The organism is Pantoea eucalypti, assembly GCF_009646115.1.
Lineage (GTDB): Bacteria > Pseudomonadota > Gammaproteobacteria > Enterobacterales > Enterobacteriaceae > Pantoea > Pantoea eucalypti.
On sequence record NZ_CP045720.1, the window covers coordinates 272,299 to 294,676 of the forward strand.

Consider the following 22,378-nt stretch of genomic DNA (forward strand, 5'->3'; position numbering starts at 1 on the left):
AATATCCCCCTGGTGGCCCGCTGACGCGGGCCTCTGCGTTATCCTTTCCGATCTGTTTTCCCTGAACGACCTGCTGGCTGCGACGCCGGACGCGTGCCCGCCAGTTGCGGCATCACCTCTTTAATCATCGCAAAAAAGTGTTGCAGCCTGGCCGGGTAGTAACTCGCCCAGGGATAAGTCAGCCACACCGGCAGCGGTGGTGCCTGCCACGCAGGCACCAGCTGAACCAGGTCGCCATCGGCTAAATCTTCCTGTACCGCCCAGGAGGAGACAATTGCCGCACCCATGCCCGCCAGCGCCGCTTTGCGCACCGCATATAAACTGTCACTGCTCAGCCGTGGCGTAATCGCCAGATTCACCGGCTGGCCATCGTCAATCTTTTGCAATGCCACTTCGTTACGGTAAAAACTGGTGAGGGCCAGCCATGGCAGATCACGCAGCTGTTCAATCTGCGCTATGGGCGGATACTGTGCCAGCAGGTGCGGGGCCGCCACCACAATGCGCGGCACTTCGGCCAGCAGAACCGCCACCACCGAGGGATCGGTTGGCGCACCGACCTGAATGGCGCAGTCGACATTCTCGGCCATAAAGTCGGGCGTGCGATCGTTCAGCATCCACTCAATATTGAGCCGGGGATAGCGATGCAGATAGTCCACCAGTGGGGCGATCAGCTGATCCTGGCCAAAGGCGTGCGGGGCACGAACCCGCAGTGTACCGACCGGATCGGCACTGGCGCCGGTCAGCTCATCTTCCAGCGTATGCCAGGTCGCCAGCAACTGCCGTGCCTGGGCGTAGCAGCGTTCACCATCATCGGTGAGTTTCAGCGCATGCGTGGTGCGCAGGATCAGCTTCAGCCCCAGCCGCTGCTCAAGGGTCTGCAGCCGACGACTGACGGTAGGTTGTGTCGTACCCAGCTGGGCCGCGGCGGCCGATAAGCTGCCACTCTCGACGATACGGATAAAGGTCTGCATCAGGTCGATGCGATCGCTACTGTTAGGATTGTTCATACGTACCACGCATAACGGTTTTGCCTGATATCAGTCTACCGCGTATAACCGCGATGCGCTTTAATGGTTGTACGAAATGAAGAGGATTACAGCATGTCAGCCATATCAACCCAGACTCAAAATGAATCGCTCTCCACACCGCTGGTGTTTACCCTGGCCGCGGGTGCCGGACTCAGCGTTGCGTCGATTTACTACAGCCAGCCGATGCTGGATATCATCAGCAAACAGTTTAACGCAGGCATTGGCGCAGTCGGTATGGTGCCGATGCTGACCCAGGCGGGCTATGCACTGGGTATTCTGCTGCTGGCGCCACTGGGCGATCGTCATGACCGTCGCACCATTATCTTTATCAAGGGCTTACTGCTGGTGGCAGCGCTGCTGCTGTGTGGTTTTTCCGGTGGGCTCAGCGCGCTGCTGATTGCCAGTTTTATCACCGGCCTGACGGCTACGGTGGCGCAGGATATTGTGCCTGCATCGGCGGCGCTGGCCCCGGAACGCAGCCGGGGTAAAACGGTCGGCACGGTGATGACCGGGCTGCTGGTTGGCATCCTCTTGTCGCGGGTGGTCAGTGGGGTGGTGGCGGAGTATTTCGGCTGGCGCACCATGTATATGATTGCCGCGCTGGCGGTGCTGCTGATTACGCTGACGCTGTGGCGTGTGCTGCCGCGCTTCACACCGGGTACCTCGGTAAGCTACCCGCGCCTGCTGCTGTCGCTGGTGCATCTGTGGCGTCACCACCAGACGCTGCGCCGGGCCGCGCTGGCGCAGGGTCTGCTGTCAGTGGCCTTCAGCGCCTTCTGGTCGACACTGGCGTTAATGCTTAGCGACCGCTTTCATCTGGACAGTGCCGTTGCCGGAGCCTTTGGTTTAGCCGGTGCAGCGGGCGCCATGGCGGCACCGCTGGCGGGCAGTTTTGCTGACCGCATTGGTCCGGCAAGGGTCACGCAGGCGGGTGCCGCGCTGGTAACGATCTCTTTTGCGCTGATGTTCCTGCTGCCATTACTGCCCATGCCGGCGCAGCTGGCGCTGATAGTCGTCTGTACTATCGGCTTTGATTTAGGCGTACAGGCCACGCTGGTGGCGCATCAGACGCTGGTCTACGGCCTGGCCCCGGAAGCACGTAGTCGCCTTAATGCGCTGCTGTTTACCGTGGTGTTTATCGGTATGGCGACCGGTGCGGCGCTGGGCAGTCTGGCGCTGGCACACTGGGGCTGGAATGGCGTGGTTGCACTCGCCACCATAGCTGGTGCAGCCGCTGTCGCGGTCCGCTTCGCCAGTCGTCACCTGAAAAACTGACACCTCGCCCGTCAAAAAATGTGCCAGGCTTATTCATAAACCCGAAATATTCTGGAGTGTTATGAACTTTTTAGCCTGGACAGCAGCGACGGGCGGCCTCCTGCTGCTGATGTCGCTGGCTTCCGGTTGGATTCACCGGGGGCCAGTCACCTCATTTGGCCTGTTTCTGATCGCGGGTATGCTGTGCGGCCCGTGGGGATTTGATGTTATCCACCTTGATATCGTTACCCATTCCGAAGCCGTGGCCCACATCACTGAAATCACCATGGCAGCCTCGCTGTTTATCACCGGTCTCAAGCTGCGTCAGCCGCTGCAGAACAACTGCTGGCACACCGGGCTGAAGCTGGCCTTTCCCGCCATGCTGCTCACCGTCGCCGCGATGACCCTGCTGGCACACTTCCTTGTGGGATTAGACTGGCCGATTGCGCTGGCGTTTGGGGCGATTGTCGCACCCACCGATCCGGTGCTGGCGAGCTTAATCTCGGTCAATGATGCGCAGGATGATGACTCGCTGCGTGTGGCAATATCCAGCGAGGCGGGCATGAACGACGGCTCCGCATTACCACTGCTGATGCTGGCGCTGCTGCTGTTCAATGGCGAAAGCCTGAATGGCGCGATGCTGGCGCACTGGGGCGCGGTCGAAGTGCTCTGGGCGATTGGCGGCGGTCTTATCATCGGTTTTGTGCTGGGGCAGTTGATCGGCATGCTGGCGACCCGACTGCGCAATGCCAATGGCGATGTCGCACCCAATGATTTTCTGGCGCTGGCGCTGATAGCACTGAGTTATTCACTGGTGGAGTGGCTGGGTGCTTCCGGCTTCCTGGCTGCCTTTGCCGCCGGGCTGGGATTACGCCGCGCAGAACTGGGCGTGTTCCGTCGTCATCAGCCGGATGATCTCTCTGACGACGAGCGGATATTGCCCTCTGAGGCGCTGGTGAATCCTAACATGCGTCTGGCGCATCAGGGCGGCACGAATATGGTCAAATCGATTGGGTTTGTAGTAGGCGACGCCCTCTCTTTTGGCGATACTATTGAACGTTTACTGGCGGCTGGCATGATGGTGGTGCTGGGCGTCACACTGGCGCAGCACTGGAACATCTACGGCGTGCTGATTGGCCTGGTGCTGTTTGCGGTGGTGCGACCGCTGGCCGTCTGGCTGGTAACAATGCGAGCCGGACTGCCGCTGGGGCAGCGTCTGCTGATTGGCTGGCTGGGCATCCGGGGGATTGGCAGTCTGAACTACATCGCCTATGCCTGGACGCACGGGATGCAAGGCCCGCAGATGGAAATTATGACCAATATGGCGTTAACGCTGGTGGTCTGCAGCGTGGTGGTTCACGGCACCACCGTGACGCCGCTGCTGAACTGGCGTCAGAAGCGCCTCGAAGCCCTTCAGCGCAAGGTTTAACCCGAACGAACAGGAGTTAAGAATGAAAGTAACTCAGATAGTGCTGCTGAGTATCCTCGCCACCGGCAGCGCGCTGGCGGCGGATGACACTGACACTGAGCAGAATGTTTACGCCAGTCAGTTATGCCACATCGTCAGCGGCGAGAAAAAGGTCGCCACTGCAGATCATTACGTTGAGCAGATGAAATCGACCGTGGCGGGCGGCCAGTCACCGTCGGCGATGAATCAGCCCGAATTCGACGAAGAGTCTGCGCGTGAAGTGGCCAGTGCCTGGCTGCAACTGGGGGACGATGAGCGTGCCAAACTGCGCGTCAACGAACAGCAGTGTGAACAGGCCGTGATGGCGCAGTTCCAGCAGGAAGATTAACCAGACGGAATGAAATAAAACGCGCCTGCCGGGCGCGTTTTTTTATGGCTTTTCAGGGGCTGTTGCGTACATAATCGCCAGCCAGTGCACCAGACTTGCATTTGTTCATACTTCTTTAGCCTACCGCAACGGTTTGCTGACATTTCGGGCTTCACACAACAGGCATTATGATTACGCGTCGACGCTTTATTCTCGGCACGGGAGCGCTCGGGCTCTCCATGACCACCGGCAAATTATTTGCCCGCGATGACATTATTCCCCTCTGGCCGGATGATCCGCCCGGCGGCGGCGGCCCATCCGGCCAGTTAAATATTAACAGCACCGGTTCCTGGTCAAATATCGTCAGTCCGGCCATTCAGCGCTTTAAACCGGAAAACCCCAATGGTGAAGCCGTATTAATCGCTGCAGGCGGCGGTTATCGCTGGATCGGTATGGGCCGCGAAGCCTGGCCGGTGGCGCGCTGGCTCAATGCCAGTGGCTATACCGCCTATGTGCTCAGCTACCGGTTGCCGCATGAGAAGTGGCAGGCGGGACGGCTGGCACCGCTGCAGGATGCGCAGCGTGCCATCCGGCTGGTGCGATCTTTTGAGCGCAAAGTGCATGCACTGGGCTTCTCGGCAGGTGGACATCTGCTGGGATTGGCGGCAGCGCGGCCAGATTTTGCATCGTATCCGGCCATCGATCCGCTGGATGAAGTGGTGCCGAAAGTCGACAGTGTTGGCCTGATCTATCCGGTTATTACCCTGGAAGCGCCTTATCAGCACACTAATACCCATCTGATGATGGTCGGCAAAAATGCCACGCCGCAGGATGAGGCGAACTGGTCAGTGCAGAACTATGTCACCCGGCAATATCCGCCCACGTTTCTGGCGCAGGCCGAGGACGATCACACCTCAAATCCGTTTAACACCGAGCTGATGCGCGACACCTGTCGCCGCAACCGCGTGCCGGTTGAGCTGATTCAAATCAGCAAAGGCGGACATGGATTTGGTCTTGGCAAGGCGGGCACGCCCGCGGCGTTATGGGATCAGGCGTATGTTAAGTGGCTGGAAAACCTCCGTCAGGTTGCATACCTGGGCATGCACGACTCATCCCTGTAACCCTTCCCCTTGCGACTGACGTAAAAAAAGCCGGCATTCGCCGGCCTCGCGACAGTAGCGATTTTCAGGATTGAAGCGACACAGGTTAAAGCTTGTGTGCAGGCAGAGGCCGCCTGATTAAAACTGATAGGTCAGGCCCATAGCGATACTGTCTTTCGTCGAAATGCCGGTGGCACGCGTAAAGTCGTTTTCCTTCAGCAGGTTAATGCGATAGTCCACGTAGGTCAGCATGTTCTTGTTGAAATAGTAATAGGTGCCCACCGCAATATATTTCTGCATCGTCTGACTGCCCCCGGCAAAATTTCCTGCGCCCTGCAGGTTTTCGCCACGCTGCGTGACAAAACCGACTGAAGGGCGCAAACCGTTCAGGAACTGGTACTGCGCAATTGCCTCAACGTTATGGGTTTTGTCAGCGACCTGTGCCAGCTGTCCATAAGGCGTAACGTCACTGGCTTCGCCATACATGGCGGCCAGATAGATCTGGCTGGCATCATATTTTGCAGAGGTTACCCAGGCGGTGGCATCGTCTCCCTGACCGTCAGCTTGCTGAGTCAGCGTCCGTTTTGCTTTCATCCCTGCCGCCGCAATGCTCAGTCCATCGGTAATGTTGTAAGTCAGGCCAGCACCGTAACCATCCCCGTTAGCCAGTCTGGCGGTTGCGCGGTCATTTTTCCCTTGATACTGCAGGGTTAGATTTAATCCACCCCACTCCGGAGAGTGCCAGGTCGCGAGGCCGGTTGAGCGTTTTGACAGGAAGTTATCGTTAGTGGTCATGGTGCCGGAACCGTAGACCGGTGCCATATCCGTATAGGCGGAGGCGGTATACAGTACCCCAAAGCTACGGCCATAATCGAACGAGCCGAAGTCGACCATTTTCAGACCTGCAAAGCCTAAACGTGTGGCATTCCCCGTTTGCGCGTCGCTACCGCCTTCACTGTGATTCAGCTGGAAATTGTATTCCCATTGACCATAACCGGTAAGCTGATCATTAATTTGCGTCTCACCTTTAAAACCCAGGCGTGCATAAGAGTTGTCGCCATCTTCTGCAATATTATCTGAGAAAACATGGCGCGCATCGACTTTACCGTACAGGTCGAGCTTATTTCCATCTTTATTATAAATTCCAGCGGAGCATGCAGAGAATGAGACCATAAAAAACATTGCATACGGCGCGGCTGTTTTTATTTTATTGTGCATATCATCTGCCCTTTTCAGTTAGCTGAAGCATGAGGAGGTTACCGCTCAGGACGGTATTTATTTCAATCTCACATTCGTATTGTTTAATCGCTAAATCATGAAATGGTGATATCGGCCATAAAGGTTATGGCCATTTTTTATAATGACTTTCCCTGGTGTTATTACATTCTGGTAGCGTATTTCCTGGTGATTTTTTATTAAAAGGCTAAGTCAGGTATATCGCTTAATACGGTTTGCGCGCCCGCATCAATATATTTTCGGGCAAGAACCGGGTCATTGATCGTGGCAATCGCGAATTCAATACCTGAACGGGCCAGTCGCGCCAGGTCTTCGTCTGTCGCGAAGTCACCCAGGAAATGCAGGATCTGGCAACCTGTTCTGGCGAGAAGCGCCGCGGGGTCTTTCGGCGGGACGCAAACCGCCAGCCCGCGGGGTACGTCAGGCATAAGCCGTGCGGCAACCTGCAGCGAAATCTCAGAAAAACTGCTGATGAATAATTTCTTCTCGCTTGCTGGCCACAGTGATTTCAACTGAGCGATCGCAATCTCCGCCGTCTCCACTTCCTGCCCGGAGGTGGGTTTGATTTCCAGTTGTAGCCCGACGCCTTTATCCAGTACAAAGCCGACTGTTTCAGCCAGTGTAGGCACTTTAACGCCCCTGAAAAGGTGGCCGTAACATACGCCAGCCTCCAGCGACCGGATCTCATCCAGGGTCAGATTCGCCACATAGCCTTTGCCATTCGTTGTCCTGTTTACGGAATCGTCATGAATAATGACCGGGTGCATATCTTTGGTGAGTTTGACATCCACCTCTATCCACGTTGCGCCGTGTTCCACCGCCGCCAGAAACGAAGGTAGCGTGTTTTCCGGTGCCAGTAGCGGTGCTCCCCGATGGGCAATCAGACGGGAGTTCACTACACGTGCAGGGTGTTTTTGGGTCGACATTATTGGCGTTACCTTCTGTTAGGGTTATATCGCAGGTCTACCTGAGCAAAACCTGGTTAGAAAATTCGGTTCTGACTTCATCACCCAGCGGTTTAGGCATGAACTGGGTGCCATGGATACGCTCTTTGCTGTTAATCAGTCCGGCATCACGATTTACGTCTTTGTTTTGAGGCGTAATGCCATAAACCTGCTGAAACAGCCGTTGGGTGGTGGGCAGCGTCAGCCAGTGGATAAACAGCAACGCTGCCGCTTTATGGGGGGCGTTTACAGGTATCGCCACCATATTTCCGCCGCCGGGCATGCCGAAATCGGGGATATAGAGCCGGATCGTTTTCGGGACTTCACCGTGGTTTTCTAATCCCACCAGATAATCTTCCCAGGCGGGGACCAGCAGGAATTCACCGCTGACCAGCCGGGTGACGCTGTCGGCGTTGGAGGCCGTAATGATGTAGTTGGGGCGCTGCTGTTTGAACCAGTTCCAGGCCGGCTGCAGAGCCGTCAGGCTTTTTAGATCCGCATCGCCTTTCGTGAAATCAAAACCCGGTACCCGTGTGCGCGTCACCGATTCAATAAAGGCCGGGCCGGATCCGCCGTTTTCAACGTTGAAGCCAAACTCCTGACGATGACGCTGCAGAAAGGCCGTAATCTGCGGCAATGTTCGCGGTAACTCACTTTCTTTCAGGCGGCGCGAATCGTAGGCCAGACCGGTCTGGTTGCCCCAAAATGCCACGCCATAGCCTTTACTGTCCGTTCCCTCAATGGTGTAGTTCAGGGTTTTGCCTGCCGGCAGCAGTGTATTAATCGGGCCAAAAAACGTTTTCTGAGGTGATACGGTCCCGAATGCCCCGCCGCCAATCGAAAACAGATCAATGTCACCCGTATCCCGTCCCCGGTCTGCCATGAGTTTATTAATATTACCCTGTAGTGTGCCTTCAGACAGGGTAACGTTAATACCGTACTGTTTTTCAAACAGGCTGACCTGCTCTTTTAAACGGTCCTGGTAATACCATTGATACCAGGTTAATTCCCCTTCTTTTTTCGCCTGTTCGACAATCTGTTCCCAGTTCATCGTAGTTAAATCCTGAGCCTGGCTACAGAAAGCCCCGGCCAGCAATAATATTGCAGCAACGAATCTGAACATATGTTTCCCCAATAACGCGAATTAAAGACTGTCAGCCTTTTCCTGCAAAGGCGGCGACAGGATTTCTTGTCAGTAATTTTTCTGCAATCAGCATTAAAATGACATTTGGCACAACCAGCATTAAAGAAATGACCGCCGCATTGGGTCGAATAAAGTTATAACCCAGATAAGAATAGAGAATGGCCGGGACGGTAATAAAATCGGGTGAGCCAACAATGAAACTTATGGCGAACTCTTCTATTGATAACGTAAAAACAATAATTAGTGCGGCAAATATTCCCGGCCTGATGGTGGGCAGGCAGGCGACTAAAAAACGGTTTATCACCGAAGCGCCCATATCCCGTGCCGCATCAAGCGTGTCCTGGCGTATCTGCGAACACGACAGGGTGAGAATGCGCACGGCATAAGGCATCAGGATAATAATATGCCCCAGCAAAATGCCGCCAAACCGGCTGTGAATGCCCGCCACGTTAAGCAACATGGAAAAAAACAGTGCCACGACAAAGCCCGGAACGATAAGCGGCAATAAGATCGCATTCTGTAAAAAATGTTTGCCCGTAAACGACATTCTGCCAAACGCCCACGCGGCAGGCAGAGACAGCATCAGCGTGCAGACCGAGACGGTTGCCGCCAGTAAATAGCTGTTCCTGAGCGCCTGCGGTAACGCGGTCGTGGTCCAGACTTCCACCCAACGGCCCAGTGAGACAACCGGCGGCAGCGCATCTGGCCATGCCCACGGATGGGTTTTATCGACCAGTGACCACAGGACGGTCAACATAAAGGGAATGACCAGCCACAGCATAAACAGGGCGGTGATAATGATCATCATGACGATTCGCAGCGGGGATAAGGTCTCTCTGGCTTTCATGATCGCTGTTCTCCGGCTTGTTGTAGCCACTTCGCCAGGGCGGCAAGCACGACTGCACCGACAAAAGCCGCCAGCATTAAAATCACGGCGACAACCGCGGCAAGATTCCAGCCCTGGGCGCTGATTTCGGGGAAGCGCAGCATGTATTGCGAAAGAGAGAACACGCTGGTCGGCCCCGCAACGACCTGGAATGAAAAGTCACCTAATGCACCGATGAAAATCAGCACCAGCGACACCTGAACGGACTTGATAGATAAAGGCAGAATGATCTGTAACAGCCGGGCAGCTCTGCCGGCACCCAAATCCCGCGCGGCATTAAAAATTTCGTCACCAATCGCGCGCAGGCTGCCGGTAATAATCAGCAGCGCATAGGGAAGCTGTTTCCAGACCTGCAAAATAATCACGCCCGTTCCCCAGCGGTCATTTTGCATCCTGATGGGGTGAGAGATGATCCCCAGTTTAAGTAACCCCAGGTTAATAAAACCCTGCCACGAAATCAGATTGATAAACAGCAGCGCGGCAACCAGTCCGTGCACCATCAGCGGGGCTTTAAGCAAACCGCCCATCAGCATTGAGCCGGGAAAGGGTTTTCTCAGCCACAGTGCCAGCGGGAGCGCCAGCGCGACGGACAGAACGGCACTGATGACGCCAATTTTGAGTGAATAGCCTGTCGCGCGCCAAAGCTGACTGTCGTTCAGGATGGTTTGCCAGTACTGAAGTGTGAAATGCGCCGGCGCGCCAAAATTAAACAGACCAACGGACTGCGCCAGCGCCATGATGACAATCAGCACCAGCGTCAGCACGACCGGCGCGACGGCAGGCAAAACCAGCAGCCAGCTAAGCCTGTTGCGGTTGCGCATTTTCATGAACAGCTTTCCTGTAAAAAACGGATTCTGTCTGGCGCAATGGAGAAGTTAACCCGATCACCTTCCTGTATGGTGTTTTTGCCGACTAACTGGATACACCACTGATAGTCTGTTTCTTCATGCCCAATCGGATGAACCTGGAGTTCAGAAATATTGCCAAGAAAACTCACGGCACCGATCTCAAAAGCCCGGGTGTTTTTCCCCGTATCCTGTTCGCTCAGCAGGGCATCCTCAGGACGCCAGAAGGTATAGACCTTGTCCGAGACGGGCGGCTGGTGACTGTGTATTTCCATTTCGCCCATGACACACGCAATACGATAAATACCGCTGCTGCTATCTCCGTCCAGTACGCGGGCTTCCATCACGTTAGCCTGACCGACAAAACCGGCGACAAAGCGGTTTATCGGGGAATAATAGATCTCATCCGGCGTACCGATTTGTTCGATCTTTCCGGCATTCATGACCACCACAACGTCAGACATCGACAGGGCTTCTGCACGGTCATGGGTAACATAAATGGCGGTAAATCCATGGGAGCGCTGAAGCTGTCTGATCTCCAGTCGTACCTTGTCCCGTAATTTGGCATCCAGATTTGACAGCGGCTCATCAAACAACACGATTTCCGGACGCACGGCCAGCGCTCTGGCAAGCGCCACGCGCTGCTGCTGACCGCCGGATAACTGCGCCGGCAGTTTAGGCAAATGCGCATTGAGTGATACCTGAGCAGCGGTCTGCGCTACGCGATCGTGAATATCCGTTTTTGCCATCTTCATCTGCCTGAGGCCAAAACCGATATTTTCAGCAACGGAAAGGTGAGGAAAAAGCGCATAGGACTGAAAGCACATCGCCGTGTCGCGATGTTCAGGTTTGACATGATGCATGTCCTGCTGGTGGATCAGTACTTCGCCACTATCAAGACTGTAAAAGCCGGCAATGACTTTAAGCAGCGTGGTTTTGCCACAGCCAGAGGGGCCAAGCAGGGAAACAAATTGCCCTTTTTTGGCCTGCAGTGAAATGCCGTTCAGCGCGACAAAATCGTCAAATGTCAGCATGGCATTGTGGATTTCTAGCGTGTTCACGTGGTCTGCTCCGTCATAAAATGCCAGGGATTTCTTAATTAATGCGATGCGCATAATAATCAGGCGTAGTGAATTTAAGCAATTTCAGAGAGGTTAAGAATTTATTAAGTTTTTAAAACCTATATTTAACAGGTTAATGTAAGGTTTATTTGAAATCGTATGTTTAACGCGCTAATTATTTTAATGCATTATGATTAATATTAAGTTCAGAGGGTTAAGATGCTCTGGCAGAGCGCGCACAGCGGGCAGGGCAGCGGGGAGACGCTGTCCTGAAATGCAGTGATAAGGTAAGTCCGGGGCAATGCGTGGTCAGGCAGGCGTAAATCGAGGATAAGGGATAAACCGGGCAGAAAGGCGGTTCATTTCGGGCGTGCCGACACTCACATGTGTGCTGCTTTTTTCCTGTGTGCCGGCAAGATGCGCATCCAGTCCCGCCGCTTTACAGAGGGCATAGCCCGCAGAAACGTCCCACATGCTGCTAAAACATTCCTGATAACCGTCGACGTAACCCAGCACGCTAAAGGTTAAACCGACGGTGGCACAGCGATAGCGCACAACATTCCAGCCGTCGTCCCGATAGGCCTTTTCAATACAGAGCTGATGGGTGAAATCCCATGATGGACTGTCTCCAATCGCCACGGTTTTAAGCCCCCCGGCGATCACAGGCCGTTCAAAGGGTTCACCATTCAGATAAACACCTCTCTCTTTGCCGCCGCTCAGCATGAGGTTTAAAACGGGATGGACGATCACGCCCATAACCGGCTCGCCATCCTGCACATAGCCAACAGAAATCCCCCACAATGACGAGCCGCGCAGGAAGTTACTGGTCCCATCAATAGGATCAACAGACCAGTAGCTGGCGCTGAGCTCACCGCCATACTCTTCACCGATAACAGGATCCTGTGGGAAATGATCTCCCAGACGCTGCCGGATCAGATTTTCCACTTCCCGATCGGCTTCACTGAAGACATCCTGCGGCCTTTTTTCGCAGACCTCTAATTCACTCAGCTGTCTGAAATAGTCCAGAGCCAAAAGTGAAGCCTCTTGTGCGATACGTTCAGCAACCTTTAAGCGCGTTTCCATTGTTTACCTGATGCATAAAAAGAAGCGTGTGTATGGAGGCAAAACCCAGTGCACAGCGAAAATACCCATCCGGACATCAGGCTCGCTTTTAATATAATGCTTACTGCATGATATTAGAGTGTCTCTCTGCTATGTTTCACTATTATGATGCTTTTATGATCGCGATAAGCAGGGCAGGAGAGGCTGAAAATCAGCACATTTTACGAAAACATAAAGGCAGGGCCCTTTACTATTCGTCATGCATAAAAGCATGCTAGGGTATTAACAGAACCCATTATTAAATATGGTGAGGACAACGCTGTGGTTCATGGATATTCCGCTGGTCATGATGTCGAACTTAATCGCAGTGAAAAACTCATTCTGGAGCTTGTCCGCCGTAACGATGGCATTTCCCGCTCCTCACTGGTTTCGCAAACCATTCTGAATCAGTCATCTGTTCACCGTATTGTTGATACGCTGACCGAAAATGGCTTTCTCAGCCTGGGGGAATCGCCGTCCCAGGGAAGAGGCAAGCCCAGCCCGTCGTTATCACTGAATGCGAATGCACGTTATGGTTACGGTATCTCTATTAACTCAGACAGTGTTGCCGCCAGCCTGATTAATTTCCGGGGCGGTATTACAGAATACTGCGTACTGGATACGCATCCGCGCGACCCTGCCCGTACCTTACTCAATATCAAACATCACTATCTGGATACCTTAAAACAATACGGTATTTCGCCAGAAAAAGTCTGTGGTGTGGGATACAGCATGGCGGGCTTTCTTTATGATTCCCGAAAGTATTTCAATCCGCCTGAACCTTTAAAAAACTGGATGGGGATCGATCTGCGTCGTGAAATTACCATGTTATTTGATCGGCCGGTATGGATTGAAAATAACGCCACGACGGCGGCGCACGCTGAAGCCTTTTTAGGCGCCGGGCTGAAATACGATACGTTTGGTTATCTCTCTTTTAATTATGGATTCGGCGGTGGCATCGTGATTAACGGTAAACCGTTCCAGGGTGCATTTGGTAATGCGGGGGAGATCAGCCGTATTTTTACGCCGGAAGAGGGCAAGCTGCGGCCGGCTCTGGGGATCCTGATCGATCGGTTACGTCACGGCGGTATTGAAATTAAAGATATTCGCGATCTCAATCATAAATTCGATCCGGCCTGGCCGATTGCGCAACAGTGGGTAGAAGAGGTAACGCCAAACCTGCATCGGGCAATGGATGCCATGAATGCGGTGATCGATCCCGCGGCCATTATATTAGGAGGCGAAATTCCCCGTAAGCTGGGCGAAATGTTCTTAGCCATGCCGCGGACGTGTTCGGGTAAACGCTGGGACATTTCTGCAGAATATCCGGATATTCTGCTAAGCGCCATTGAGGGAGACAGTTCGGCACTGGGCGCGGCACTGACGCCGTTGCGGGAAACCTATTTTAATTAAGGCCGTTACCCGCAGAACAACGTTTCAGCGGGTAACGGATGCGCATGAGGTGAGTTACTAGCGCATTGTCACAAACTCTTCCGCTGCGGTCGGGTGGATCGCCACGGTGTTATCGAAGTCTTTCTTGGTCGCACCCATTTTCAGTGCCACGGCGAAGCCCTGCAGCATCTCATCCATGCCGAATCCGATGCCGTGAATACCAACAATCTTCTCATCGGCACCCACACAGACCAGCTTCATGCGGCACGGCTGGCGATGCTGGGTGACCGCGGTGTACATGGCGGTGAACGACGATTTGTAGACCTTCACCTGGTCATCGCCATACTGTTCGCGCGCCTGTGGCTCAGTCAGTCCCACGGTACCAATCGGTGGATGGCTGAAGACAACGGTCGGAATATTGCTGTAATCCAGATGCTCGTCCGGTTTGTTGTTAAACAGACGCTCAGAGAGACGACGGCCAGCGGCAACCGCCACCGGTGTCAGCTCAACCGCACCGGTGTTGTCACCCACAGCATAAATGCCTGAGACATTGGTGTTCTGAAACTTGTCGACATTGATATAGCCTTTGTCGTTCAGCGCCACGCCCGCAGCTTCGATGTTGAGGTTATCGTTGGCTGGCTCACGGCCAATCGCCCAGACCAGACAATCGACAATATATTCACTGCCGTTTTCCAGCTGCAGCGTCAGGCTGCCATCGCTGTTTTTAATCACGGCTTTTGGAATGGATTCGGTGTGCAGCGCCGGGCCTTCCGTGTTCATCACTTCGACCAGCGTCTCGGTGAGCAGCGGATCGAAGCTGCGCAGTGGTGCATGTTTACGCACGAACAGGTGGGTTTCTGAGCCCAGCGCATTTACCACGCCGGCCAGCTCGACCGCGATGTAGCCCGCGCCGATCACGGCGGTGCGTTTTGGCAGGGCATCCAGCTCAAAGAAACCGTCGGAATCAATGCCGTACTCCGCGCCCGGAATATTGGGGTGAACCGGACGACCGCCGGTGGCGATCAGAATATGGTTAGCCGTAATAATCTCGCCGTTAACTTCAACGCTGTGCGCATCGACAAAGCGGGCAAAGCCTTTGATCACTTCAACCTTGTTCTTACCCAGCACGTTGTCGTAAGAGTTATGGATGCGGTCGATGTAGGCGCTGCGGTTTTTCACCAGTGTGGCCCAGTCGAAGCTATTCACCGTGGTGTCAAAGCCATAATCCGGCCCGTAGAGATGGATAGCTTCGGCGATTTGTGCAGCGTGCCACATGATTTTTTTCGGCACGCAACCCACGTTTACGCAGGTGCCGCCCAGCTCTTTTGCTTCAATCAGGGCACATTTCTGGCCATACATAGCTGCACGGTTAATTGAGGCGATGCCGCCGCTGCCGCCGCCAATGGCGAGATAGTCGAAATGTCGGGTCATTGAAGTATCCATCCGGTTGCATAAAAAATTGGGGTTGAGTGTAACGCTGGAGGTCGAAATGACGCAAAGTTTGCGCCTATGATTGTAATAGGGTTCTGTTTTTTCACTCGCTTACAGGGAAGCATACCATGCACCTTACTTTTCTTGGCACCGGCGGCGGTGCTCCCAGCCTGCAACGTAACGTGACCTCCATTGCTTTTACCCGCGCGCTGAGTGGTGAAACCTGGCTGTTTGACTGCGGGGAAGGCACGCAATTACAGTTTATGCGCTCGAGCCTGAAACCGGGCAAGCTGGACAAGATTTTTATCACCCATCTGCATGGCGATCATATTTTCGGGCTGCCGGGATTACTCACCAGCCGGTCGATGGCCGGACTGACCTCACCGATGACGGTCTATGGCCCCAAAGGATTAAAGACCTTTGTTGAGACGGCGCTGTCGATCAGCGGCTCCTACACCGACTACCCGCTGAGCCTTGTTGAGATTGAGGCGGGCTGGACGCTGGATGACGGTGAGTTTCGTATCAGTGCCTGGCCGCTGAGCCATCCGGTGGCGTGTTTTGGCTATCGCATTGAACAGCACGATAAACCCGGCTTGCTGGATGCCGCGCGGCTGAAAGCGGAAGGCGTGCCCCGTGGCCCGTGGTTCCAGCAGCTGAAGCAGGGGGAATGTGTGACGCTGGAAGATGGGCGGGTAATCAACGGCGCTGACTATCTTGGCCCGGCGACACCCGGCAAAAAGCTGGCCATTTTTGGCGATACCGCACCGACCGACGTCGCGTTGCAAATGGCGGCGGATGTTGACCTGATGGTGCATGAAACCACGCTGGAGGCGGCGATGATGGAGAAAGCCAACGGACGCGGGCACTCCACCACCCTGCAGGCCGCCGACGTGGCAAAACGCGCCGGGGCAAAGCGGCTGATCGCCACCCATTTCAGCTCCCGCTATCTGGCAAAGGACATGAGCCGCCTGCTGGCGGAGTGCCAGACGATTTTTCCCCGCACTGAGCTGGCCTCGGATCTGGCCGTATTCACTGTTTAGTGATGCAGTGCCGGATAGGTAAAGAAAAGCAGATGGGTGAGGTTAAGGGCAAAGTGCAGGGCGGTCGCCAGCCATAACCGGCCGCTCCAGTGCCACGCCAGACCGTAAATCAGCCCGGCCAGGGAGGCGAATACCACCAGCAGCACGCCGCCCTGGATATGTGCCAGCCCAAACAGCAGCGAGCAGATCAGCAGCGCGGGCATCGCTCCCAGCGACTCTCTCAGCCGCTGTTGCAGATAGCCCCGGAACAGCGCCTCTTCGGCCAGCGAGACAAAGAACAGATTCGCCAGCATAAACGCGGGCAGCCACGGTGGATTGTGAAGCTCAAATGCCAGACCACCCAGCAGCACGGCACTACACAGCAGCAGCGGCACGGCGGTGATTAACGTCAGTGCGGCAATCCACGGATAACGCGGCGGGCAGGCACGAGCGCGGAACAGCGTCGGCAGGCAGGCCAGCAGCACAAAGGGGATCAGCGCTTTATCGGCGTTGAAGGAGAAACTGAACGGCAGGCTCCGGGCACCCGTCTGCACCTCATCGACCTGGAGGGGATTGTTAAAGCCAGGGAAAAGATGGAGAAACAAGCCCAGCGAAATCAGCACCAGTAGCGCTTCGCTCAGGATTTGCTGGCGGGAACGGATCGGGTCAAAGCGGCGCAGCGCGACCAGTGCGGCGATCCCGCCCAGCAGCGGCAAGACCGGCCAGGTCAGAACCTGATGATAAAATCCCAGCAGCGCGGCGAGCGCTAACAGCAGTAGCGCCAGCCGCCGGGCGGGTTGCAGGGCGCCCAGCGCACCTGCCAGCAGAATCCACATGAGGACTTATTCAGGAACGATCTGATTCACTGCATAGTGACCCGTTCCGGTCGGAACCAGTTTCTTGTGCAGCCACGGCAACAGGGTATTCATCTGATCGGCCAGCTTCCACGGTGGGTTAATCACGATCATGCCAGAGGCCGTCATGCCGCGCTGATCGCTGTCCGGACGGGCCGCCAGTTCGATCTGCAGAATATTGCGGATGCCGGTTGCTTCCAGGTCGCGCAGCATGTGTTTAATCTGCTGGCGTAACACCACCGGATACCACAGTGCAAAGACGCCGGTGCCAAAGCGTTTATGGCCTTCCTGAATGCCTTTCACTACCGCCTGGTAGTCGCTTTTCATTTCATATGGCGGATCAATCAACACCAGCCCGCGACGCGACGGCGGTGGCAGCTTCGATTTTAACTGCTGATAACCGTCGGCACGATCGACGCGCGCGCGGTTATCTTTGCTGAATTCGTTACGCAGCAGCGGATAGTCGCTGGAGTGCAGCTCAGTGAGTTGCAGCTTGTCATCTTCACGCAGCAGATGACGGGCGATCAGCGGCGAGCCAGGATAGTAGCGCAGCGTGCCACTACGGTTCAGCGCACGAATCGCATCAAAATAGGGCTGCAGCAATTCCGGCGCATCGGGCTGCTGCCAGATACGTGAGATGCCTTCCAGATATTCACCGGTACGCTCGGCGTGCTCGCCGCTCAGCTGGTAGCGACCTGCGCCTGCATGGGTATCCAGGTAGAAAAACGGTTTCTCTTTCTCTTTCAGCGCCGTGATGATCAGGCTCAGAACGGTGTGCTTCAGCACGTCGGCGTGGTTGCCAGCATGGAAGCTATGGCGATAACTCAGCATTGTTTATCCTGTTGAATGTATAAGGTTTTAATTGATGGAAAATCAATTTATACCAATTATTACCCCACGTATTACCCACAGAACGACGCACAGCAACCGACGCAGGAAAAGCATGAGAATCGGCGATTATATCAGGGATGACCCGCTGATGGGCCAGAAGCGTGATAACAAATCGGGATTGCAGAGTGCGGTTCAGGGTGACGAGCTGAGTTTGCGGTTTTCAGGCGGGTAAACCGGCCGCAAAATCTGCCCGGCGCGCCCGCCAGGATTTCAGGCATCAGACAAAAGCAGGCATCTTCCGTGCGATCATCCGCGCGTTTCTTCCCCACCTCATCCTGGCTGCCATTGATTTTCGCTACACTAAGCCGCATGTTACTTAGATTGCGTTGCGCGACCCGCTGCGCCCCATACATCTCTAAAGGACTGCGCTATGACCAATCCGCTACTGACATCTTTTACGCTTCCCCCTTTTTCTGCCATCCAGCCTGAACATGTTGTTCCTGCCGTGACGGAAGTGCTGAGCCAATGCCGCGCAGAAGTCGAAAAAGTTGTGGCGCAGGGTGCGCCCTATACCTGGGATAATCTGGTTCAGCCGCTGGCGGAAACCGACGATCGTCTGAGCCGCATTTTTTCACCGGTCAGCCATCTGAATGCGGTAAAAAACAGCCCGGAACTGCGTGAAGCCTATGAGCAGACATTGCCGCTGCTCTCTGAATACAGCACCTGGGTCGGTCAGCATGAAGGCCTCTATCAGGCGTACCGCAATCTCAAAGAGGGTGATCAGTACGCGGCTCTGGATCTGGCGCAGAAGAAAGCGGTCGATAACGCCCTGCGTGATTTTGAACTCTCCGGTATTGGCCTGCCAAAAGATAAACAGCAACGCTATGGCGAAATCGCCGCGCGTCTCTCGGAGCTGGGTTCGGCTTACAGCAACAATGTGCTTGATGCCACCATGGGCTGGAACAAGCTGATCACCGATGAAAGTGAGCTGGCCGGTATGCCGGAAAGCGCCATGGCGGCAGCGAAAGCCCAGGCTGAAGCCAAAGAGCAGGACGGCTGGCTGCTGACGCTGGATATCCCAAGCTATCTGCCGGTCATGACCTACTGCGACAACGCGGCGCTGCGTGAAGAGATGTATCGCGCCTATGCAACGCGTGCCTCCGATCAGGGTCCGAATGCCGGTAAGTGGGATAACGGACCTATCATGGCGGAAGAGCTGGCGCTGCGTCACGAGCTGGCACAGCTGCTGGGCTTCGACTCCTACGCCGATAAATCACTGGCGACCAAAATGGCGCAAAGCCCGTCTCAGGTGATCGACTTCCTGAATGACCTGGCTGAACGCGCCCGTCCGCAGGGTGAAAAAGAGCTGGAGCAACTGCGCGCCTTCGCCCAAAAAGAGCATGGCGTCACTGAACTGAATCCGTGGGATCTTACCTATTACGGCGAAAAGCAGAAGCAGCATCTCTATACCATCAGCGATGAGCAACTGCGTCCTTACTTCCCGGAAGAGCGTGCGGTTGCCGGTCTGTTTGAAGTGGTTAAACGCATTTATGGCATCAGTGCGAAGCAGCGTACCGACGTTGAGGTTTACCATCCGGACGTGAAGTTCTTCGATCTGTTCGATGAAACCGGCGAACTGCGCGGCAGCTTCTATCTCGATCTCTACGCCCGCGAGCACAAACGTGGCGGGGCGTGGATGGATGACTGCGTGGGCCAGATGCGTAAAGCCGATGGCAGCCTGCAGAAGCCGGTCGCTTACCTGACCTGTAACTTTAACCGCCCGGTGAAAGGCAAACCTGCGCTGTTCACCCATGACGAAGTGATTACTCTGTTCCATGAGTTTGGTCATGGCCTGCACCACATGCTGACCCGCATCGAAGCGCCTGGCGTTTCCGGTATCAGCGGTGTGCCATGGGATGCGGTCGAACTGCCAAGCCAGTTTATGGAAAACTGGTGCTGGGAACCGGATGCGCTGGCGTTTATCTCGGGTCACTTTGAGACTGGCGAACCGCTGCCGAAAGAACTGCTGGATAAAATGCTGGCGGCGAAGAATTACCAGGCCGCGCTGTTTATTCTGCGTCAGCTGGAATTCGGCCTGTTCGATTTCCGTCTGCACACCGAGTTTAATCCGGAGAAGGGCGCGCAGATTCTGGAAACCCTGCGCGAAGTGAAAAGCCGCGTAGCGGTCGTTCCGAGTCCGGAATGGGGCCGTTTCCCGCACGCCTTCAGCCACATCTTTGCCGGTGGTTATGCGGCGGGCTACTACAGCTATCTGTGGGCAGACGTGCTGGCGGCGGATGCTTACTCCCGCTTCGAAGAAGAGGGCATCTTCAACCGTGAAACCGGTCAATCCTTCCTGGATAACATCCTGACGCGTGGCGGTTCTGAAGAGCCGATGGAGCTGTTTAAACGCTTCCGCGGTCGTGAACCGCAACTCGATGCGATGCTGGAACACTACGGCATTCAGGGATAAGTCAGTTTGTGAAAATCTGTTTGCTCGATGAATCAGGCGCCGGAGACGGCGCCTTATCACGTTTAGCGCAGCGCTGGCAGCTGGAGCACGATGAAGATGCGCTGCTGGCGCTGGTGCAGACCTCAACGCACCTGGAATTGCGTAAACGTGATGAGCCTAAGCTGGGCGGTATTTTTGTTGATTTCGTCACCGGCGCAATGGCGCATCGCCGTCGTTTCGGCGGTGGACGCGGCGAAGCTGTCGCCAAAGCGGTCGGTATTAAAGGCGGTTATCTGCCGGATGTGGTGGATGCGACGGCAGGACTGGGGCGTGATGCGTTTGTGCTGGCGGCGCTCGGCTGCCGGGTGCGGATGCTGGAACGTCATCCGGTAGTGGCTGCCCTGCTTGAAGATGGTCTTCAGCGCGGTTATCAGGATGCGGAAATTGGCCCCTGGCTGCGCGATCGTCTGACGCTGATTCATGCGGCCAGCGCGCAGGCCCTGGGCGATATTACGCCGCAGCCAGATGTGGTCTATCTCGATCCGATGTATCCCCATCGCCAGAAAAGTGCACTGGTGAAAAAGGAGATGCGGGTGTTTCAGTCGCTGGTCGGGCCGGATGAAGATGCGGATGCGTTACTGGAACCGGCTCGTCGACTGGCGAAAAAGCGTATTGTGGTCAAACGACCAGACTATGCACCGCCGCTGGCGGGTGTCGTGACACAGGCGGCTGTGGTCACCAAAAGCCATCGCTTTGATATCTATCCCCCGCTCTGAACGTATAAAAAAAGCCGGCGTCGCGCCGGCTTTATTCATTTCGTTAAGCGTCTGAATTACGCCTCGTCTTCATCGCGCAACGGCACAATCAGCATGTCGATATGCACGGTATTGATCAACTGACGGGCTGAGGACATCAGCTTGCTCCAGAAATCCTGATGATGACCACACACCACCAGGTCAACGTCATATTTCTTGATGGCATCAACCAGAACCTGGCCGAGGTCACCACTGCCGCTCAGTGTCTCACTGATCGGATAGCCCGCCGCATCTGACAACCCTTTCAGTGCGGCATGCGTCTCTTCAGAAATACGCTTCTGCATATCCCCTAAGTTGACATCAATCAGGCCGGTATAGAGGTCAGAATAATTCACATCAACGTGAATCAGGGAAATTCTGGCATCGTAGGGACGCGCCAGCGAGACAGCCTTATCCACCAGCAACTGGCTTTCGGGAGAAAGGTCTACTGCAATCAGGATGTGTTTATAAGCCATGATAAAACTCCTTTCACGAGATTAAGGATGGCATCCGGTGTTCCTGCCGCGTCACAGCTTAGCGAAGTCCCTTGCGCGAGCGGGCGATGAGCGCCACCAAAGTGTCAACCTGCGTTGCAGGTGATGATGTTGTTATAGTCTGAGTATAGCCTTCTCTCATTGTAAATGCTGCTGTTGCCGTCTGGCTTATGAATAAGATCAAGGCTATGCCAGATTTACTCGCGCTGAACGAAAATCATCGTTGGAAAAAATGTAAAGAATTCTCCTACACTGAGAAAAGGCGGTCCGGTTCGCAGCCGCTCAGGGGGTCGAAAATTTTCGCAGTCCGGAGATTCAGTGGCTGGTTTTTTCTGCAGGCGGATTCAGTGCCAGACACTGAGTCTGTTGCTGCGATTCCAGCTGGGAGGGGGGAATATGATCAGCACTATTGCGCTTTTCTGGGCTCTTTGTGTGGTGTGTATCGTGAATATGGCACGCTATTTTTCATCGCTGCGCGCGCTACTGGCGGTATTACGGGGTTGTGATCCACTGCTGTATCAGTATGTCGATGGGGCGGGGTTTTTCACCTCTCACGGTCAGCCGAGTAAACAGGTGCGGCTGGTCACTTATATCTGGGCAAAACGCTATCTTGATCACCACGACGATGAGTTTATCCGGCGCTGTGAACGGGTGCGGGGACAGTTTGTTCTGACCAGTGCGCTGTGTGGGCTGGTGGTTATCAGTCTGGTGGCGCTGGCGATCTGGCATTAAAAAAG

21 protein-coding genes are annotated in these 22,378 nt (G+C 54.9%); 9 read left to right on the plus strand and 12 right to left on the minus strand.

Annotation, left to right across the window (positions count from 1 at the left end; translation table 11 throughout):
* Positions 1 to 38: 38 nt before the first annotated feature.
* On the minus strand, positions 39 to 1,007 hold the full coding sequence (locus tag EE896_RS01260) for a LysR family transcriptional regulator (RefSeq protein ID WP_105099945.1): 969 nt from the start codon (positions 1,005 to 1,007) through the stop codon (positions 39 to 41).
* A gap of 93 nt (positions 1,008 to 1,100) precedes the next feature.
* Between EE896_RS01260 and EE896_RS01265 the strand changes: the two genes are divergently transcribed.
* The 4 genes from EE896_RS01265 (at position 1,101) to EE896_RS01280 (ending at position 5,178) form a co-directional block, all read left to right on the plus strand.
* Positions 1,101 to 2,303 (plus strand): MFS transporter, encoded by a 1,203-nt coding sequence (locus EE896_RS01265; protein ID WP_008926326.1) that lies wholly within the window; start codon positions 1,101 to 1,103, stop codon positions 2,301 to 2,303.
* Between the two features lie 61 nt (positions 2,304 to 2,364).
* Complete coding sequence (locus tag EE896_RS01270) at positions 2,365 to 3,711, plus strand: cation:proton antiporter (RefSeq protein ID WP_078805108.1); 1,347 nt, start codon at positions 2,365 to 2,367, stop codon at positions 3,709 to 3,711.
* 22 nt (positions 3,712 to 3,733) lie between these two features.
* Positions 3,734 to 4,078, plus strand: coding sequence for a hypothetical protein (locus EE896_RS01275; protein WP_008926325.1), 345 nt, complete (start codon positions 3,734 to 3,736; stop codon positions 4,076 to 4,078).
* Positions 4,079 to 4,245: 167 nt separating this feature from the next.
* On the plus strand, positions 4,246 to 5,178 hold the full coding sequence (locus EE896_RS01280; RefSeq protein ID WP_003852102.1) for an alpha/beta hydrolase: 933 nt from the start codon (positions 4,246 to 4,248) through the stop codon (positions 5,176 to 5,178).
* A gap of 117 nt (positions 5,179 to 5,295) precedes the next feature.
* Here EE896_RS01280 and EE896_RS01285 read toward each other — a convergent pair whose 3' ends face one another.
* The 7 genes from EE896_RS01285 to EE896_RS01315 form a co-directional block, all read right to left on the minus strand.
* On the minus strand, positions 5,296 to 6,375 hold the full coding sequence (locus EE896_RS01285; protein WP_052250662.1) for a porin: 1,080 nt from the start codon (positions 6,373 to 6,375) through the stop codon (positions 5,296 to 5,298).
* Between the two features lie 197 nt (positions 6,376 to 6,572).
* Positions 6,573 to 7,319 carry a glycerophosphodiester phosphodiesterase family protein gene (locus EE896_RS01290; RefSeq protein WP_003852105.1) on the minus strand — a complete coding sequence of 249 codons (747 nt, stop codon included), beginning with the start codon at positions 7,317 to 7,319 and terminating at the stop codon, positions 6,573 to 6,575.
* 37 nt (positions 7,320 to 7,356) lie between these two features.
* A complete protein-coding gene (locus tag EE896_RS01295; protein WP_033743318.1) occupies positions 7,357 to 8,460 on the minus strand; it encodes an extracellular solute-binding protein in 1,104 nt (367 codons plus the stop codon).
* A 31-nt stretch (positions 8,461 to 8,491) separates the two neighbouring features.
* The gene (locus tag EE896_RS01300) at positions 8,492 to 9,328 is read right to left on the minus strand and encodes an ABC transporter permease (protein WP_105099948.1); all 837 of its coding nucleotides are present in this window, start codon (positions 9,326 to 9,328) and stop codon (positions 8,492 to 8,494) included.
* Positions 9,325 to 10,194, minus strand: coding sequence for an ABC transporter permease (locus tag EE896_RS01305; protein ID WP_008926322.1), 870 nt, complete (start codon positions 10,192 to 10,194; stop codon positions 9,325 to 9,327). The genes EE896_RS01300 and EE896_RS01305 overlap by 4 nt, the downstream gene beginning before the upstream one ends.
* Positions 10,191 to 11,327, minus strand: coding sequence for an ABC transporter ATP-binding protein (locus EE896_RS01310; RefSeq protein WP_050556837.1), 1,137 nt, complete (start codon positions 11,325 to 11,327; stop codon positions 10,191 to 10,193). Before EE896_RS01310 ends, EE896_RS01305 begins: the two co-directional genes overlap by 4 nt.
* Before the next feature lie 255 nt (positions 11,328 to 11,582).
* On the minus strand, positions 11,583 to 12,356 hold the full coding sequence (locus EE896_RS01315; RefSeq protein WP_008926320.1) for an inositol monophosphatase family protein: 774 nt from the start codon (positions 12,354 to 12,356) through the stop codon (positions 11,583 to 11,585).
* 300 nt (positions 12,357 to 12,656) lie between these two features.
* On the opposite strand from EE896_RS01315, the gene EE896_RS01320 reads away from it, so the two are divergent.
* Positions 12,657 to 13,787, plus strand: coding sequence for an ROK family transcriptional regulator (locus EE896_RS01320; RefSeq protein WP_003852110.1), 1,131 nt, complete (start codon positions 12,657 to 12,659; stop codon positions 13,785 to 13,787).
* A gap of 57 nt (positions 13,788 to 13,844) precedes the next feature.
* On the opposite strand, the gene gorA is transcribed toward EE896_RS01320, so the two are convergent.
* Positions 13,845 to 15,197 (minus strand): glutathione-disulfide reductase, encoded by a 1,353-nt coding sequence (gene gorA / locus EE896_RS01325; RefSeq protein WP_140916342.1) that lies wholly within the window; start codon positions 15,195 to 15,197, stop codon positions 13,845 to 13,847.
* Between the two features lie 128 nt (positions 15,198 to 15,325).
* On the opposite strand from gorA, the gene rnz reads away from it, so the two are divergent.
* The gene (rnz, locus tag EE896_RS01330) at positions 15,326 to 16,237 is read left to right on the plus strand and encodes a ribonuclease Z (RefSeq protein ID WP_003852112.1); all 912 of its coding nucleotides are present in this window, start codon (positions 15,326 to 15,328) and stop codon (positions 16,235 to 16,237) included.
* On the opposite strand, the gene EE896_RS01335 is transcribed toward rnz, so the two are convergent.
* Together EE896_RS01335 and EE896_RS01340 are read right to left on the minus strand one after the other, a co-directional pair.
* Entirely contained in the window at positions 16,234 to 17,052 is an 819-nt protein-coding gene (locus EE896_RS01335) for a CPBP family intramembrane glutamic endopeptidase (protein ID WP_140916343.1), read from the minus strand. The two genes, rnz and EE896_RS01335, sit on opposite strands and share 4 nt — an antisense overlap.
* 6 nt (positions 17,053 to 17,058) lie before the next feature.
* Entirely contained in the window at positions 17,059 to 17,901 is an 843-nt protein-coding gene (locus EE896_RS01340; RefSeq protein WP_140916345.1) for a 23S rRNA (adenine(2030)-N(6))-methyltransferase RlmJ, read from the minus strand.
* 430 nt (positions 17,902 to 18,331) lie between these two features.
* Here EE896_RS01340 and prlC point away from each other — a divergent pair, with 430 nt between their 5' ends.
* Entirely contained in the window at positions 18,332 to 20,374 is a 2,043-nt protein-coding gene (gene prlC, locus EE896_RS01345; protein WP_039661157.1) for an oligopeptidase A, read from the plus strand.
* A gap of 8 nt (positions 20,375 to 20,382) precedes the next feature.
* Complete coding sequence (rsmJ, locus tag EE896_RS01350; RefSeq protein ID WP_003852121.1) at positions 20,383 to 21,129, plus strand: 16S rRNA (guanine(1516)-N(2))-methyltransferase RsmJ; 747 nt, start codon at positions 20,383 to 20,385, stop codon at positions 21,127 to 21,129.
* 56 nt (positions 21,130 to 21,185) lie between these two features.
* Here the strand turns inward: rsmJ and uspA are convergent, their stop codons facing one another.
* Positions 21,186 to 21,623: a universal stress protein UspA gene (uspA, locus tag EE896_RS01355; RefSeq protein ID WP_003852123.1), complete on the minus strand. Its 438-nt coding sequence runs from the start codon at positions 21,621 to 21,623 to the stop codon at positions 21,186 to 21,188.
* 414 nt (positions 21,624 to 22,037) lie between these two features.
* On the opposite strand from uspA, the gene uspB reads away from it, so the two are divergent.
* Entirely contained in the window at positions 22,038 to 22,373 is a 336-nt protein-coding gene (gene uspB / locus EE896_RS01360; RefSeq protein WP_003852126.1) for a universal stress protein UspB, read from the plus strand.
* Positions 22,374 to 22,378 lie beyond the last annotated feature (5 nt).